Source organism: Virgibacillus sp. AGTR, from assembly GCF_016919725.2.
GTDB classification, from domain to species: domain Bacteria; phylum Bacillota; class Bacilli; order Bacillales; family Amphibacillaceae; genus Virgibacillus; species Virgibacillus salarius.
The window spans coordinates 57360-74071 of record NZ_JAJERH010000010.1 but is presented as its reverse complement, the minus strand read 5'-3'; the positions used below and the strand labels follow the sequence as shown (position 1 = coordinate 74071).

The 16712-nt window shown below is 36.4% G+C and carries 18 protein-coding genes and 2 pseudogenes; 13 read left to right on the top strand and 7 right to left on the bottom strand.

Going from position 1 to position 16712, the window contains the following annotated elements; all coding sequences use genetic code 11:
* Positions 1-404: 404 nt before the first annotated feature.
* From pdhA to lpdA, 4 genes are read left to right on the top strand one after another with little or no spacing between them, the layout of a single operon-like run.
* Positions 405-1448 carry a pyruvate dehydrogenase (acetyl-transferring) E1 component subunit alpha gene (gene pdhA, locus JUJ52_RS06700; RefSeq protein WP_226983656.1) on the top strand — a complete coding sequence of 348 codons (1044 nt, stop codon included), beginning with the start codon at positions 405-407 and terminating at the stop codon, positions 1446-1448.
* 3 nt (positions 1449-1451) lie between these two features.
* Positions 1452-2429, top strand: coding sequence for an alpha-ketoacid dehydrogenase subunit beta (locus JUJ52_RS06695; protein ID WP_026680753.1), 978 nt, complete (start codon positions 1452-1454; stop codon positions 2427-2429).
* A gap of 22 nt (positions 2430-2451) precedes the next feature.
* Positions 2452-3726, top strand: coding sequence for a dihydrolipoamide acetyltransferase family protein (locus JUJ52_RS06690; RefSeq protein ID WP_121605034.1), 1275 nt, complete (start codon positions 2452-2454; stop codon positions 3724-3726).
* A 3-nt stretch (positions 3727-3729) separates the two neighbouring features.
* The gene (gene lpdA, locus JUJ52_RS06685; protein ID WP_026680755.1) at positions 3730-5136 is read left to right on the top strand and encodes a dihydrolipoyl dehydrogenase; all 1407 of its coding nucleotides are present in this window, start codon (positions 3730-3732) and stop codon (positions 5134-5136) included.
* Between the two features lie 224 nt (positions 5137-5360).
* Here the strand turns inward: lpdA and JUJ52_RS06680 are convergent, their stop codons facing one another.
* Together JUJ52_RS06680 and JUJ52_RS06675 are read right to left on the bottom strand one after the other, a co-directional pair.
* A complete protein-coding gene (locus JUJ52_RS06680) occupies positions 5361-5744 on the bottom strand; it encodes a hypothetical protein (RefSeq protein WP_026680756.1) in 384 nt (127 codons plus the stop codon).
* Between the two features lie 372 nt (positions 5745-6116).
* Positions 6117-7646, bottom strand: coding sequence for a glycine betaine uptake BCCT transporter (locus tag JUJ52_RS06675; protein ID WP_026680757.1), 1530 nt, complete (start codon positions 7644-7646; stop codon positions 6117-6119).
* A gap of 276 nt (positions 7647-7922) precedes the next feature.
* Here JUJ52_RS06675 and JUJ52_RS06670 point away from each other — a divergent pair, with 276 nt between their 5' ends.
* Positions 7923-8780, top strand: coding sequence for a polysaccharide deacetylase family protein (locus JUJ52_RS06670; RefSeq protein WP_026680758.1), 858 nt, complete (start codon positions 7923-7925; stop codon positions 8778-8780).
* Positions 8781-8930: 150 nt separating this feature from the next.
* The gene (locus tag JUJ52_RS06665) at positions 8931-9038 is read left to right on the top strand and encodes a GapA-binding peptide SR1P (RefSeq protein ID WP_080668661.1); all 108 of its coding nucleotides are present in this window, start codon (positions 8931-8933) and stop codon (positions 9036-9038) included.
* A gap of 171 nt (positions 9039-9209) precedes the next feature.
* Here the strand turns inward: JUJ52_RS06665 and JUJ52_RS06660 are convergent, their stop codons facing one another.
* Complete coding sequence (locus JUJ52_RS06660) at positions 9210-10676, bottom strand: aminotransferase class I/II-fold pyridoxal phosphate-dependent enzyme (protein WP_246484910.1); 1467 nt, start codon at positions 10674-10676, stop codon at positions 9210-9212.
* Between the two features lie 347 nt (positions 10677-11023).
* Between JUJ52_RS06660 and JUJ52_RS06655 the strand changes: the two genes are divergently transcribed.
* The 3 genes and pseudogenes from JUJ52_RS06655 to JUJ52_RS06645 form a co-directional block, all read left to right on the top strand.
* Positions 11024-11293, top strand: a complete 270-nt coding sequence (locus tag JUJ52_RS06655; protein WP_026680760.1) for a UPF0223 family protein — start codon at positions 11024-11026, stop codon at positions 11291-11293.
* Between the two features lie 130 nt (positions 11294-11423).
* A pseudogene (locus JUJ52_RS06650) lies at positions 11424-11609 on the top strand (transposase); the annotation flags it as partial.
* 17 nt (positions 11610-11626) lie between these two features.
* Positions 11627-11797: pseudogene (locus JUJ52_RS06645) on the top strand (zinc ribbon domain-containing protein); the annotation flags it as partial.
* Positions 11798-11927: 130 nt separating this feature from the next.
* Here JUJ52_RS06645 and JUJ52_RS06640 read toward each other — a convergent pair.
* Positions 11928-12545 carry a YktB family protein gene (locus JUJ52_RS06640; RefSeq protein ID WP_166530961.1) on the bottom strand — a complete coding sequence of 206 codons (618 nt, stop codon included), beginning with the start codon at positions 12543-12545 and terminating at the stop codon, positions 11928-11930.
* Positions 12546-12777: 232 nt separating this feature from the next.
* On the opposite strand from JUJ52_RS06640, the gene JUJ52_RS06635 reads away from it, so the two are divergent.
* Positions 12778-12969 carry a hypothetical protein gene (locus JUJ52_RS06635; RefSeq protein WP_026680762.1) on the top strand — a complete coding sequence of 64 codons (192 nt, stop codon included), beginning with the start codon at positions 12778-12780 and terminating at the stop codon, positions 12967-12969.
* A gap of 360 nt (positions 12970-13329) precedes the next feature.
* Positions 13330-14139 carry an inositol monophosphatase family protein gene (locus JUJ52_RS06630; RefSeq protein ID WP_026680763.1) on the top strand — a complete coding sequence of 270 codons (810 nt, stop codon included), beginning with the start codon at positions 13330-13332 and terminating at the stop codon, positions 14137-14139.
* A 10-nt stretch (positions 14140-14149) separates the two neighbouring features.
* Here JUJ52_RS06630 and JUJ52_RS06625 read toward each other — a convergent pair whose 3' ends face one another.
* On the bottom strand, positions 14150-14320 hold the full coding sequence (locus JUJ52_RS06625) for a DUF5325 family protein (protein WP_161629269.1): 171 nt from the start codon (positions 14318-14320) through the stop codon (positions 14150-14152).
* A gap of 166 nt (positions 14321-14486) precedes the next feature.
* On the opposite strand from JUJ52_RS06625, the gene JUJ52_RS06620 reads away from it, so the two are divergent.
* Entirely contained in the window at positions 14487-14798 is a 312-nt protein-coding gene (locus JUJ52_RS06620) for a YlaH-like family protein (protein ID WP_026680764.1), read from the top strand.
* Positions 14799-15155: 357 nt separating this feature from the next.
* Here JUJ52_RS06620 and JUJ52_RS06615 read toward each other — a convergent pair whose 3' ends face one another.
* A complete protein-coding gene (locus tag JUJ52_RS06615; RefSeq protein ID WP_026680765.1) occupies positions 15156-15359 on the bottom strand; it encodes a YlaI family protein in 204 nt (67 codons plus the stop codon).
* Positions 15360-15539: 180 nt separating this feature from the next.
* On the opposite strand from JUJ52_RS06615, the gene JUJ52_RS06610 reads away from it, so the two are divergent.
* Positions 15540-15827, top strand: coding sequence for a hypothetical protein (locus JUJ52_RS06610; RefSeq protein ID WP_026680766.1), 288 nt, complete (start codon positions 15540-15542; stop codon positions 15825-15827).
* A 37-nt stretch (positions 15828-15864) separates the two neighbouring features.
* Here JUJ52_RS06610 and JUJ52_RS06605 read toward each other — a convergent pair whose 3' ends face one another.
* Positions 15865-16464 (bottom strand): YhcN/YlaJ family sporulation lipoprotein, encoded by a 600-nt coding sequence (locus JUJ52_RS06605; RefSeq protein WP_026680767.1) that lies wholly within the window; start codon positions 16462-16464, stop codon positions 15865-15867.
* Positions 16465-16712: the final 248 nt, after the last annotated feature.

The window sequence follows — 16712 nt, the reverse complement described above, 5'->3', positions numbered from 1 at the left end:
GAAACATTGGTTATAAATATTTTAATGGTAATGATTATAATACAGTTTTTAATATGTAATATAACAGAGGGGAGGTAAATGCCATATAAATCACTAGCCATTATTAGGCTGTTTTAAAAATAAATTAATAAAAACAAAGTGTTTGACCAACTGAAATAATTAAGCTAGAATTTACATGAAAAGAAATTGTACTAATGATTTTTGCTTTATTTATGTAACAGATAAATGTGAAAGTAGCTTTGATTAATCTAAAACGGAAAAGGGTACATAGTTAATAGCAAAAAGTACAGATTTTTTTCGTATTTTGGGTACGCTAGAAATGACAATACCAATAAGGATATAAAGAAAGGAAGAGGTGAACTATTTTGAAACACGTATTAGAAAGTGTTGAAAGTCAGTTCGAAATGTTCCAAATTCTTAACGAAGATGGAAAGATTGTCAATAAAGATGATATGCCCGAACTATCTGATGACGAATTAAAGGAACTAATGCGTAGAATGGTATACACTCGTGTGTTAGATCAGCGTTCTATTGCTTTAAATCGTCAAGGGCGTTTAGGATTCTATGCACCAACTGCTGGTCAAGAAGCTTCTCAATTAGGAAGTCAATTTGCATTGGAAAAGGATGATTTTCTTTTACCAGGATATCGCGATGTTCCACAATTAATCTGGCAAGGATTACCTTTATACCAAGCTTTCCTATTCTCAAGAGGTCATTTTCATGGTAATCAAATGCCTGAAGGTGTAAATGCAGTTAGTCCACAGATTATTATTGGAGCACAATATGTACAAACTGCTGGTGTAGCTCTAGGTATTAAAAAACGTGGTAAGAAAGCAGTTGCTGTAACTTACACTGGTGATGGCGGTACATCACAAGGGGACTTTTATGAAGGAATAAACTTTGCTGGTGCATATAAAGCGCCTGCTATTTTCTTTGTACAAAATAACTACTTCGCGATTTCAGTACCTGTTGAAAAGCAAACAAATGCTAAAACGTTGGCACAAAAAGCTGTAGCTGCTGGTATTGAAGGAATCCAAGTAGATGGAATGGATGTACTTGCTGTTTATGCTGTAACTAAACACGCTCGTGAACGTGCTATTAATGGTGAGGGCCCAATGCTTATTGAGACATTAACATATCGTTATGGTCCACATACGATGGCTGGAGATGACCCTACACGTTATCGTACAGATGATTTAGATAACGAATGGGAGAAAAAAGATCCACTTGTTCGCTTCCGCAAATTCTTAGAAGGTAAAAATCTATGGTCTGAAGAAGACGAAAGCAAAGTAATTGAAGAAGCAAAAGAAGAGATCAAAAAAGCTATCAAGCAAGCTGATGAGTATCCAAAACAAAAAGTAACGGATTTTATTAGCAATATGTATGAGGAACTTCCATATAACCTTCAAGAACAAATGGAAGAATACAAAGAAAAGGAGTCGAAGTAAATCATGGCACAAATGACAATGATTCAAGCAATCACGGATGCATTACGCACAGAATTAAAAAATGATGAAAATGTGCTTGTGTTCGGAGAAGATGTTGGTCAAAATGGTGGCGTATTCCGTGCTACTGAAGGACTGCAAGCTGAATTTGGCGAAGATCGTGTGTTTGATACACCGTTAGCTGAATCTGGCATTGGTGGTCTTTCAATTGGACTCGGTTTACAAGGCTATCGACCAGTACCAGAAATTCAATTCTTCGGCTTCGTATATGAAGTAATGGACTCTATTAGTGGACAAATGGCACGTATGCGCTATCGTTCTGGTGGATCACATAGTTCACCAATTACAATTCGCTCACCTTTTGGTGGTGGAGTACACACTCCAGAGCTACATGCTGATTCTTTAGAAGGATTAATTGCACAACAACCAGGAATCAAAGTAGTAGTTCCTTCAACTCCATATGATGCAAAAGGTTTGCTGATTTCAGCTATTCGTGATAATGATCCAGTGCTATTCCTAGAACATATGAAGCTATACCGCTCATTCCGCGGAGAAGTACCTGAGGAAGAATATACAATCGACTTAGGAAAGGCTGAAGTTAAGCGTGAGGGAACAGATGTTACGCTTATTTCCTATGGTGCCATGGTACACGCTTCATTGAAGGCAGCAGAGGAATTAGAAAAAGATGGTGTACAGGCTGAAGTTATCGACTTACGTACGATCTCACCTCTAGATATTGATACCATTATCGAATCTGTTAAGAAAACAAATCGTGTCGTTGTTGTCCAAGAAGCACAGCGTCAAGCAGGTATTGCTGCAAATGTTGTAGCTGAGATTCAAGAGCGTGCAATTTTACATTTAGAAGCACCAGTATTACGTGTTGCAGCTCCAGATACAGTATATTCTTTCTCAGCAGCAGAAGAAGTATGGTTACCAAACCATAAAGACATCGTAGAAAAAGTAAACACTGTAATGAATTTTTAATAAGAGATAGGAGGTAATACGAATGGCATTTGAATTTAAACTTCCAGATATTGGTGAAGGAATTCATGAAGGCGAAATTGTCAAATGGTTCGTAAATGAGGGCGATGACATCAAAGAAGATGATGTATTGTGTGAAGTCCAAAATGATAAAGCTGTCGTAGAAATCCCTTCTCCAGTTGAGGGTACAGTAAAAAAACTCCATGTGGATGAAGGAACGGTAGCTGTTGTAGGAGATGTACTAATAACGTTTGACGCAGAAGGTTATGAATCAGAAGATTCAGCTTCTGAAGATAATAAAGAAGAAGCTCCTAAAGAAGAAGAAAAACAAGAAACAGCAGCTGATAAAAAGCAAGATACTACAAATGATGGTAGCGACAAACGAGTGATCGCAATGCCTTCCGTTAGAAAATATGCGCGTGATAACGATGTGAATATCTCAGAGGTTACTGGTTCTGGGAAAAATGGCCGTATTTTAAAAGAGGATATTGATAGCTTCCTAAGCGGTGATCAGCCTGCTAAAACTTCTGAAGAAGCTAAAGAAACGAAAAAAGAAGCTTCTGCACCTACGGCTACAACTGCTGTGACTGAAGGTAACTATCCTGAAACACGTGAAGCGATGAGTGGAATTCGAAAAGCTATTGCTAAAGCAATGGTTAATTCGAAAACGAAAGCTCCGCATGTTACGTTAATGGACGAAGTTGACGTTACAGAATTAGTAGCACATCGCAAGAAATTTAAAGCTGTAGCTGCGGAGCAAGATATTAAACTAACTTACTTGCCATATGTAGCGAAGGCGCTTGTATCTGCTTCTAAGAAATTCCCGATTTTAAATGCTGCGGTGGATGATGAGACAAATGAAATTGTTCAGAAGCATTATTATAATATTGGAATTGCAGCTGATACAGAAAAAGGACTACTTGTTCCGGTTGTAAAAAATGCTGATCGTAAATCTATTTTTGCTATTTCTAAAGAAATTAATGAATTGGCAGAAAAGGCTAGAAGTGGTAAACTATCACCTGAAGAGATGAAGGGTGCTTCAAATACAATTACAAATATTGGTTCTGCAGGCGGACAATGGTTTACGCCGGTATTAAATTATCCGGAGGCAATAATTCTAGGAATCGGCAGAATTGCTGATAAACCAATTGTTCGAGATGGAGAGATAGTAATTGCACCGGTACTCGCATTATCATTAAGCTTTGATCATCGCATTGTTGATGGTGCAACTGCACAGTTAGCGCTAAATCAAATTAAGCGATTATTAAGCGATCCACAATTAATTATGATGGAGGCGTAGGTTATGGTTGTAGGAGATTTCCCAATTGAAGTAGATACGTTAGTTGTTGGAGCTGGACCAGGTGGCTATGTTGCTGCCATTCGAGCTGCACAATTAGGTCAAAAAGTTACAATTGTTGAAAAAGGTAACCTCGGGGGAGTTTGCTTAAATGTTGGGTGTATCCCATCAAAAGCATTAATTCAAGCAGGACATTTAACAGAACATGCTTATGGAAATGAACAGTTAGGTATTAAAACAGAGAACGTAACTGTAGATTTTACTAAAGTCCAAGAATGGAAGGGTACTGTTGTTAATAAATTAACATCAGGAGTAGAAGGTCTGTTAAAAGGTAACAAAGTAGATATTATCAAAGGTGAAGTTTACTTTGTGGATAAAAATACAGCAAAAGTTATGGATGAGAAAAACTCTCAAACATATACCTTTAATAACTGTATTATTGCAACAGGCTCTACACCAATTGAAATTCCAACATTTAAATTCTCTGAACGTGTATTGGATTCTACGGGTGCCTTAAACCTTAAAGAAATTCCAGAGAAAATGGTCGTTATCGGTGGAGGATATATTGGAACTGAACTTGGTACAGCGTATGCTAATTTTGGTACTGAAATAACAGTACTTGAAGGTACAAAGGATATTCTCGGTGGCTTCGAAAAACAAATGAAGCAAGTTGTGAAAAAACGTCTGAAGAAAAAAGGTGTAAATATCATCACAGAAGCTATGGCTAAAGGTGTTGAAGAAACCAAAGATGGCGTAAAAGTATCCTATGAAGTTAATGGTAAAGAGGAAACCATTGAAGCAGATTATGTATTAGTAACAGTTGGTCGTCGTCCTAATACCCAAGAGCTTGGTCTAGAACAAGTAGGTATTGAAATGAATGATCGTGGTCTAATAAAAATTGATAAACAATGTCGCACAAACATAGATAATATCTATGCTATCGGTGACATTGTAGAAGGTATGCCACTTGCTCATAAAGCATCTTATGAAGGTAAGGTTGCTGCGGAGGCAATTAGTGGAGAAAAATCAGAGATTGATTATATAGGTATGCCTGCAGTTGTATTCTCTGATCCAGAATTAGCATCAGTTGGTTATACTGAACAAGAAGCAAAAGATGCTGGTTACGATGTAAAAGCTGCTAAATTCCCATTTGCTGCTAATGGTCGTGCGCTATCATTAAATGATAGTGATGGATTTATGAAATTAATCACTCGTAAAGAAGACGGCCTTGTAATTGGGGCACAAATCGCTGGACCAAATGCTAGTGATATGATTGCTGAAATTGGTATTGCGATTGAAGCTGGAATGACAGCAGAGGATATCGCACTAACTATTCATGCTCATCCTAGTTTAGGTGAGATTACGATGGAAGCTGCAGAGGTAGCTTTAGGTACACCAATTCATATGCTGTAATATAAATTAGAGGCTATCTCACAACAGCTGAGGTAGCCTTTTTTATTCGCATAAAGAGTTCCTTAGCTGGCAGTCTAGTCGTTATTATTATCTAAGCCAGGTACAGGTAAAACCACTGCTATTTTTGCTATAAGACATAGTAGAAAACTCCCGCAGAAGATAAACTATTTCTGGGGGAGTTTTTTTCTATTTCAAACAACTTATAGGAGCATTCAGTCCATCTATTAGTTGATGATTTGCTCTAATTTATCCATGAGATCATTTTTTGCTATATCTCCAGATAAATGTTCGATTGTCTTCCCGTTTTTCATGATAACTAAGGAAGGTGATTCAGGTTTTAATCCCATTTCTAAATCGTCCATCGTTTTTTCCTCTTTTTGTACATCTTTAAAAGCGGATGGATATTTAGCTTTTATCTCAATAATTGCATCAAAATATATATTCTCTAAATCACTATTCGAGTTATTTGTAAAAAACATAACATTGTAACCATTCGGTTGAAATGAAATAACGTCTATTGTAGTTGCATTTGTCGCTTGGCATCCTGATGAAAAAATCAGTAGGAATAAAGCAAGTACAGGGATGAATAAGCTTCTAATTTTCCTCACCTACCTGTTTAATAATCATATATACATCAGTTTACCAAATAGAATGCTTAACATAGCGTTTGTTATTGAACTGTTAATGGATTGAAACGCATCTGTTGGATTAGTAATAAAGCTATAAATAAAACGAAATGCAGATGTAATAGGGATTCGAGTCTTGCAAAATGTACACAAGCACCAGAAAACTGTTACTCGTCATGTGTGAGAAGGAAGAGCAGGTTCGTTTGAACCGCCTTTCTAATGATGGTAAGTGGATTTTCCGTATGAGAAAAGAAAAAGTAAAACGTAGCTTCAAAGAAAAAAACTGTTGTTATTGCTGTTTGCGCAAAAAAAGCTTGTAGAAAACACACAAGGCTTTTTCTACAAGCTGAGGTTCTAACCCCTTCTTTTGCTTCCTAAATCAATTTCCTTTGCTTCCTGTCTAAATGACTTAACTAACGAGATAACAACAAGTAGCATTATGATGGCAAATGGAAAGGCAGCTATTATGGATGCCGTTTGTAAAGCATTTAATCCACCTTGCCAAAGTAGTACTGCTGCAGCACTCGATTGTATAATACCCCAAATGAATTTTACTGAATTAGCTGGGTCTAGGCTACCGCCTGTTGTTTGCATTCCTAATACAAAAGTTGCTGAATCTGCTGATGTAATGAAGAATGTACAGATTAATAAAATTGCAATGATGGATATAACGATACCAATAGGAAATTGTTCTAGTACAGCAAACAAGGCTAATTGTTCACCGCCACTTTCAATGTATTGCATGATATTAGCACCTGCATTCGCTTCTAAGTGTATGGCTGATCCACCAAACACTGAAAACCAAAGTGCTCCGAATATAGTTGGTACGAGCAGGACGCCTAAAACAAATTCACGTATCGTTCTACCGCGGGAAACCCTAGCGATAAATGTTCCTACAAATGGGGCCCAAGCAATCCACCATGCCCAATAAAAAATGGTCCAGCCATTAATCCATTCTGCATTTTCTTCGTTGAATGGAGTCATTCTTAAGCTCATGCTAGGAAGGTTCTGTAAATAACTTCCTAGAGTTGTCGTGAAAAAGTTCATGATAAAATTCGTTGGCCCTAAGAATAATACGAAAAGCATTAATAATAATGCGAGCATTAGATTTGCATTACTTAAATATTTAATTCCTCTGTTTAAACCTGTCATAGCTGAAGTCATGTATAATACTGTAACAATAGCAATAATAATTAACTGCAAGGTTATTGTTGATTCAATACCCGTTACAAAGGAAAGACCACCACTAATTTGAATGGCGCCAAGTCCAAGGGAGGTTGAAACACCAAAAATAGTTGCGAATACAACAATGAAATCTACGGCGGTACCCCATCCACCCTTAATGCGATCACCAAATAGCGGCTCTAGTATGGCACTAACCACACCTGGAGCCTGTTTTCGGAATTTGAAATAAGCTAGTGCTAATGCAATCGTTGCATAGATTGCCCATGGATGAAATCCCCAGTGGAAAAAGCTATATTGCATTGCTGCTTTAGCTGCATCATTCGTTTCTGCTTCTCCAAATGGAGGGTTATGAAAGTGGGAAATAGGCTCTGCTGCACCCCAGAAAACAAGTCCAATTCCCATACCGGCACTAAAAAGCATAGCAAACCATGTTAAATAACTATATTCTGGCTTATCACCTGGTCGACCTAACTTGATGTTTCCATATTTTGAAAAAATAAGGTAGATCGCAAATCCTAGAAATGCAGTTGCACTTAATAAGTAAAACCATCCAAATTTATCTACCAAAAAGCCTTGAATAATTGACGTTACATTATCCAAATTTCCATTAGGCAATATATCTTTCGGGATAATGCCCCAAATAATAAACAATAATGCGATAATAGCTGAGATATAAAATACGCGTGTTACTTTTTTCACAAAAATTGTCCTTTCTATTTAAAATTTCTTTGATCTTATGTAGTAGGCGCACTTAGTGTATTAAAACATATAGTAAAGGTCTGAGGCAAATCTCACACCTCATGCTTTTACTATTCCCTTGTCAAAGAGGATCATACCATATATTTTCTTACCCAATTCGTAGTGTGTTTAAACTTTCACTTTATAGGAAATGGTATATTACTCATATTGTCAGTGCATTTTATGGAGGCTATAATATAGGTGACAGAATAATAAACTAAACAAGGGGACGATCTGATGAAGACATCATTCATAACACTTATAATCGCGATAGGACTTTTTCTGCTTGCTGGATGTGGTGCAAATGAAGCGATGCAACAACCAGAGCAAGAACAGGATCATTCAACCGATTCTACCGACAAAGAAAGCAGTGGAGAATTAGAGGGCAAAGATTCAAATGCCGAGGTCATAAAAAACAAAGAGGAAGATCAAACCGAGCCTATGTATGAAATAGCGGATGATTCATCAGTTGTACCTTTGGGTGAAGATACGAATGAAAAAGTAGTCTTATTAACCATTGATGATGTACCTGATAAACATGCTTTGGAAATGGCAAACACTTTAAAAAAGTTAGATGTAAATGCTATCTTTTTTGTAAATGGACACTTCTTAGAGACACCAGAGCAAAGAGATATGCTAAAACAAATTCATGAAATGGGATTTGTAATTGGTAATCATACATACAGTCACCCAAATTTAAAAGATTTAACGGATGAAGAGCAAACGAAAGAAATAGTGAGAGTTAGTGATCAAATTGAAGAAATAATTGGCGAAAAACCATTATTTTTTCGAGCACCGCATGGGTCTAACACGGAGCATTCAAAACAGGTTGTAAAAGATGAAGGAATGGTCCTAATGAATTGGACATATGGATATGATTATTTTAAGCCTTATATGGATGCAAAGAAATTGACCACGGCAATGATAACAGGTGAGGGGCCTGAAGTAGGGGTTGATTATTCACTGCTCAAACCCGGCGCTAATTTATTGATGCATGACCGTGAATGGACAAACGAGGCATTAGAGAATATTGTGAATGGGTTGAGAGATAAGGGCTATGAAATGGTTGATCCTCATCTAATCAAAACATTATAATACTGTAATCTACAACCGCTGCGAAAAGTAGCGGTTTTTAATTTGGATTAATTATTAAATGTGTCATACTATTTTAAGGTTGATTTTTTTAATATGACATATTATAATATGAATACGCTATCACAATTCATTAAAAAGGAGTTGGGCCAAATGGGCACAGTTGTTTGCCAAGATTGTCAAAAAGTCATTGAACATTATGATGAAGAGAAAGTTACCACTTTATATGGTACTTGTCCGACTTGCCGTGAAAATAAATAATAAAGTTAATATATACCTATTAAAGATAGCTAGCTCTCATTAGGGCTAGCTATCTTTTTGTGTACAATTATGGGATTTAAAAATATGATTATAGGCTAATTTATGTGGAATGTGGATAGAGAGTATAAAAAATTGTTTGCTATTATGGTTAAACTGGTTATTAGTTTAAAATCATTTAAACGGCTTATATTCCTTAATTACCTGGATCGTTTCAAGTGTTTCATCTAGAAGTCCTTGTACAGGTAGTCCAGCATCAATATTCTTTTGAATATAAGAGATATTTTCATTCGTAATGATCTCTCCAGGTATAAATATAGGAATCCCTGGTGGATAGATCATAATGGATTCTGCGCTGATTCTACCTGCTGCCTCCTGAAATAAGACGGTTTCTGTCTCTGCATAAAATGCATCTCTAGGTGCTAAAGCAAGGATGGGAATATCGGGTACGGTAACTTGTACATCCGTTACAGATTGTTTCTTAACTTTTTCTAGATGATTTAGCCCCTCCATTAATTTACTAATGGAAGAAAGAGAATCGGCAGGGGTAATGATGCATAATACATTATAGAGATCGGAAAGTTCTACTTCTATCGCATGCTTTTCCCTTAAAAATAGTTCAGCTTCATAACCGGTAATTCCTAAATCTTTCACGGAAATGATTAACTTAGTCGGATCATATTGATTTATTGCTTCTGATCCTAATAATTCAGAGCCAGCACAATAAAGATAAGCTAGGCTGTTGATTTGAATTCTGGCATAGTTGGCAAGTTCTATCGTTTTGGTTAGGAGCTCTTTCCCTTTAGTAGCTAATTGTTTTCTTGCAGTATCTAAAGAAGCTAACAGTAAATAGGAAGTAGAAGTCGTTGTTAGCATTGATATAACTGTTTGTACTCGTTCATGTGAAATAAGCGTACCTTGAAGGTTTAAAATCGAACTCTGGGTTAATGATCCTCCTAATTTATGAACACTTGTAGCGGCAAGGTCAGCTCCAGCCTGCATGGCAGATATTGGTAAGTCATCATGGAAATGAATATGTACTCCATGTGCCTCATCAACTAAAACAGGTATACGATATGAATGTACCATCTTTACAATTTCTTCTAAGTCTGCTGCAATACCAAAATAGGTAGGGTTAATAACCAAAACCGCCTTAGCTTCCGGGTGTGCTTCAAGAGCTTGCTCAATAGAAGTTGGCGTAATTCCATGAGAAATACCTAATACTTTATCTAATTCTGGATGAATAAAAACAGGTATAGCACCAGAAAAAATAATGGCAGCTGTTACAGATTTATGGACATTTCTGGGTACAATTATTTTATCACCAGGGCCACAGACGCTCATTACCATTGCCATAATAGCACCGCTTGTTCCTTGCACAGAAAAAAAGGTGTGCTCCGCACCAAATGCTTTGGCAGCTAGTTCTTGAGCATGCTTAATAATTCCTTGTGGATGATGTAGATCATCTAAAGGTGTAATATTAATTAAATCCATCTTAAAGGCATTCTCGCCTAAGAACGTACGAAATGTATCATCAGCAGCCCTTCCTTGTTTATGACCTGGTATATGGAAGGGGATAGGATTTTTGTTAATATGTTCTAATACACCGGTAAATAATGGTGTATGATGCTGTTCATCCAATAGGAACACCTCTCTATGATGTCAGACTAAAATATCGAAAGTATTATAGCAAAAGACAACCATAAATACTAGTCGTTCAACAAGAATAAATGCTAAAATAGAAGAAATAGTTATTGATATAATTATTTAGAAAAGGTTTTTAGCAATTAAACATTAAAAAACATTAAAAACCCAATCTTTCAAAGAGATTAGCTCATTCGGCTTTTGCTGATTTATCGGTAGGGAATGCTAGTGAGTTAGCAGATTGCTGCAATGAGCGAAGCAGACACAGAGAAGAATATCTTCCAGATAGTTATAGAAAGAGACTTATCAAAACATAAAAGCTTGATGCTGAAAGGGGTCGTGGCATGAGTTATCATTATCCTATTGATGAAACCTGGACGAAGGAGGAAGTAATACAGGTGGTTCAATTCTTTTCACTGGTCGAACAAGCATATGAAAAAAACGTTGACCGTACTGTATTATTGACTGTATATAATGATTTTAAGAAGGTCGTTCCCTCGAAGAGTGAAGAGAAGAAACTATTTCGAGAATTTGAACAGGGATCTGGATATGCATGCTTTCCGGTTATAAGACACGCAAGGGATTCAGATCAACATAAAATATCTATGAAATAAAACTGGCGAAGCGTATTTTAACGTACTTCCGAAAGAAGTCTCCATCTTCAAGCGTGTGAAGGGCGGAGCCCAACGGTAAGGGGGGAGATGAATTTCGGTTGGGCGACAGCCCAAAGGCTTTTTTCCTTTTTTGTTCAAAGCACAACCCAACAGTGAATGATCGAAATTCATCAATGCCTATAAAAGTGCCAGTTCAAGACTTAGCAAGAGGGATTTTCCTCCTGTTCGTAAAAAGTTATGGAAAGAAATGTTTTGGTCAAGAAGTTTTGGTTTGTTGACAACTGGCGGTTCGCCTATTGAAGTAGTAAAAAAATAGATTGAAAATCAAAGGATATTGATAAATGGTTCCCATCTACCAAAACTTGTTCGAGTTGCGGAAATACCCAACCAATGCCTATAGAAATTAGAACATACGCTTGTTCGTGTGGGCTAAATCTCGATAGAGATTATAATTCAGCGCTTCATATCAAAAAAGAAGGCATTCGCTTATTAGCAAGTGCCTAATGAAAATATAAACTCTTGGAACAAGAGGGTTAGCTTGGTCCATTTCGTCAGCTACCAAAAGTGGCGATTACCCAAGAAGCCCCCTCTTCAAGCAACCCGTAAGGGTAAGTGGGGGGAGTAGTTCACTATACTATTTACTATTTACTGCTTTTTTATAGAAAGGTAGTAGAGAATCAATGGTACTTGTTGCTTGATGTAAGAATGCGTCTCCATCATACACACGGTCATCATTTCTATCTAAATGTAGACCAACTAGAAATTCAGCCTTCTTTACGTCGCGGAATCGTTTAACATCTTTTAGCTCTAAGTCTTCTATACTTTTTGCATCTTTTTTCATATGATCTAGTGATACGACAAAGTTTTTAGGAAGTTGTTTTAATTCATCAAAACTATTAATGAATGTCTGGGCAATGGCTGATTTATGATCTAGTTCATAAATCAGTGCTAACCAAATGAATACATGATCATCAAACAAACCTACCTGAAAGTGTGGGTGTTTTTTGTATCCCCGTTTATTCGCAGCAATAGCTAGCCATGTATCTTTTGGCGGATTTACTGTTCTACGCGCATGCTTGGCAATATGTACGAATACTTCATTCCCTACTTGCGTAGCTAAATAATCTGCCAAAAAGCTACCGATTTCTTGAAATTTTGGCTGTATCCGTGTTTGAATTGCCTCCATTCTTGATTCAAGTCCATCAATGAAAAATGTATCAAAATCTTTTTTTTCAAAACCATTAAAAACCATTTTAATCTCCCTTTCTTCTGTCTAGTTATCAAGGTGTATTTCTGCAGATTCTAATTATAATAATTATTATTAAGTATTTATTAAAGCAAGTCAAGTTTTATAAATATAATGTTTAAACAAGTCGTTTTAAGGGGAAATTATAACAATAAGTAGCGGAATTATAAGATTTATTGAACCAAATGGTGATGATATTCATAAATATATTAAAAGCGATCGAAAGGTTGTGTACAAATTGAAGTACGTTATGGAGGCTTTACGTCGTAAAGAAGCCCAAGAAAAATTGCCTGTGATCCGCATGGAAATTGATTATGAACTTGTAACACTTTATGATGCGATGAAGAGTGAAGATACTGTAGGAATTATAAAAAGTAAAGAGCGATTAAAGCAGCTGAGGAGACAGCTAATGGAGATTGATAATGAATAGAGTGCTTTGACCTTCAATAACGGTATTTCATCCGTATTGAGGGTTTTTTCATAGTCTAGATAATGAAATTATTAAATTTGCCCATGTGGATAAATATGGAAATATTGAGCCGCGTCCAGCTCTAGCACCCAGAAACGAGGCGACTTCACGAATCGCCCTAATCTAAGTCATCATCGGCTCGCAAGCTCACCGTGATTCCTTTATGTCTGTTGACTCACTCCAGTCACTACATTTCTAATTTGGCGCTTGCGCTTTTTTCTTACTAACTAGAAATGATTATAGCTAAGGTAGTGAAACCGATGACTCGCATCAAGAGTTCTGATACTATAGTATTATATAGAAAACATTGGAGGAATACATATGGATGAAGTGTATCGTGAAGAAGTATACCATCAAGCGGTAGAATGGGTACTTGAAGCTGGAAGGACAATTAGAAATCATATGAACGATCCATTAACTATTGATACAAAATCCAATGCAAATGATTTAGTCACGACGATGGACAAAGATACAGAAGCTTTCTTTGCTTCCCGGATAAAGAAAAAATATCCAGAACATTTTATATTAAGTGAAGAGGGTTTTGGTGATGAGATAAGAACAATGGATGGAACGGTTTGGATCATCGATCCAATTGATGGAACAATGAATTTTGTTCATCAAAAGAGAAATTTTGCTATATCAATTGGAATTTATCATGACAACATCGGTGAGATTGGGCTTATTTACAATGTGATGGATGATATATTGTATAGTGCACAACGAGGAAAAGGGGCTTATAAAGGCGAGACGAGACTTCCTTTATTAAATCAAGACGTCCGTTTTAATGAGGCGATCATCGGATTAAACCATTTTTGGTTGTGTAAGAATCGTCTAGTCGATGAAACTATCATGCAACAGCTCGTTCGGGATATAAGAGGCACGAGAACTTATGGTTCCGCAGCGTTGGAATTTGCATACGTAGCTGAAGGCATTTTAGATGGCTACTTAACGCTTAGTCTTTCACCGTGGGATATTGCGGCAGGAATGGTTATTGTTAATGAAGTAGGTGGAGTAACTTCAACGATTGATGGGGATAAAATAAATATGTTAGATAAGAACTCTGTCTTCACCTGTAACCCACAAATACAACAGAACATTCTTGAAGATTACGTACGTAAAGCAAGGAAGTGACTTTTTAAAGTCACTTCCTTTTTTTCTTTAAGCTTATACCAAATCCCATAAAAGCAAATCCCAATAATATAAACAAAATCACTAACCATATATTACGGTAGGCTATCGATATGCTGACGCCAACAAACATTAAAATAACGAGTAATGCTAATAAGAGCATTGGAAAATTTATATTTTTCATGTCCACACCTCTTTTATCTCAAAATCTAGTATATCGGAAATCGATTATTTGATCAAAGGGTTTTATATAAGTATGTAACCATATATTAGGCTGGCGAACATGCTAAATATTTAGTATGATAATAAAAGGATTTTAAATTGCTATACATAAGTAGTGGGGGATACATATGAACTCGAATTTCAGTCTAGTATTTGATTTTGTTCTCGAGCAAGTTGGAACGGAATATTTGTTTGAAGGATTATATATTTTAAATCTTATCTTTAGTATTATTGCATTTAAGCTGGGGTTTGCTAGAAAGCTTCCGATGATTAAAACGATTGTGGTATATATCATGTTGGCAATTGGTGTATTTGTACTTACGATTTTCAGTAGTGTTATGCAAATGCCAATTACAGAGAGTTTAGTTGTTATTTCACTCGTGTTAGGTATTTATCGATTACGACTACATAAGGAAAGAACCAGAAAACGCAACGAATAAAGAGAATGAGACAACAGAATTAAGAAACAATAAAAAACGAAAGGTAAATTAATTACCTTTCGTTTTTTTGATAGTCTAGGAATTATAAAATGTGCCCATGTGGGTGGATAAATATTGGCGTGTTGAGTCGCGTAAAGTGCAAGCACCGAGAAACGAGGCGATTTCACAAATCGCCTTAATCTAATTCATTCATCGGCTCGAAAGGCTCACCGTGATTTCTTTATCTCCGTTGACTTGCTCCAGTCGCTACGTTTCTAATCGGACACTTGCGCTCTAAAATATACGAGACTCCTGCGGGGTAACATGATTATTGTATTTTGCGTAAAAAGCTGTTTTTTTATCCCCGCTCTTTATGACTTAAATAAAATCGTCAGATGCTTTTTTTTCTGTATATAAACGAAATTTTCCGGTAGCATGACGTTGTTTCGTTTTGTGCTCAATTCGTTCATAACATAATTGGCAAAGGTACATATGGATTCGCCTGTTTCTTAATCGTTTCGCTTCAAAGGAATGATCATCAATACTTTCTATATTGTCGCAAATTGTACATTTAACTTGCATAATTTCACCTCAACGTAAAAAAATAGGCTTAAGATTATTGTCGACAATATCATCATTATTTGTCATCATAATCTAATCTTAGTGTAACACAATGTGGACCTGAAAAAGAAGTATGTCATGTTTGATGATTGGTGGAATAGGGTAAATACCTCATAAATAAGTAAAAGAAAGGGCGATTTGATGAAGAAAGGATATTTGTATTCTGCTGGTGCAGCTGGTGTGATTGGTGCAACAATGGCAGGATATTTTTTAAAGAATAAAGATAATCGGCAAAAAGTAAAAGACAAAATAACAAATTATCAAAATGGAATACGTACTACTTTTGAAGATGCTGGTGTACCGGATCAATCAGAAAACCAGGATCTAGCACAATTAGAAAACGCTAAAATGGTTTCAGAAGGCTCTCAATTTGGAGTTCAATACTATACAGAGCATAAAGATAATAATGCCATTGAGCATCAACAATAAGGATAAAGAGTTTCCGTAATAGTCGGAAACTCTTTTATTATTCATTATTATGATGATTAGATTGTTCTTCTTCTGTATCTTCTAGCTTTTGTTTTTCGTCCTCGGGTATTACTTCTTTATTTTGATCCGGTTCCTGAGGTCTGTCATCGCTGATTGGAAAATCTGGCATATACCTTCCTACAATTGCAGCAAGTTCATCTACAACGCCATGGACTGGGTGTCCTTGTCTAATTTTATTTGCCATTCCTCTAATTCTTTCTGTCATATCTGCATCCGCTACAACAACCGCTGTTTTTCCATAAGGATCATGATAAAGAGCTTCTAACACACTATATTTTATCGTGCCTACTCTCGATCGATCGAGGTCTTTATCTACATCAATCCCTACAACTGCATAGGGGCCAGCTACAACAGATGTCGCGTCTTCAACGTTAGGAACGTCACTTGCAATATTTGCAAGGTGATCTGCGATTTCTGTATTTGTAAGGTTTTTTTGTTCGTGAGGGTCCGAATTCTTTACCTGAATCATTTGATTGTCTTTCTCTTCATTCGATAATGGCTCTTCTTGACTTTGCTGCTGACATGCTGCCAATATAAATATATTAGCAAGTAATATTAAACCTATTCGCCATCTCATTAGAAATTCCTCCATCCATAATAAAAACGATTACTGTTATTTTGGATGAAATAATATAAATTATACAAAACGGTAAGATATTGAGGGTTATTTACGAAAACTATGATAAAGATAGTATTAGAAAAAATTACTTCGGCAAAGAACAAAAGCGCAAACGCCCGAATAGAAACGTAGTAACTGGAGCGAGTCAACGAAGATAAAGGATTACGGTGTGCTTGTGAGCCGATGATGACTTAGATTAGGGCGAT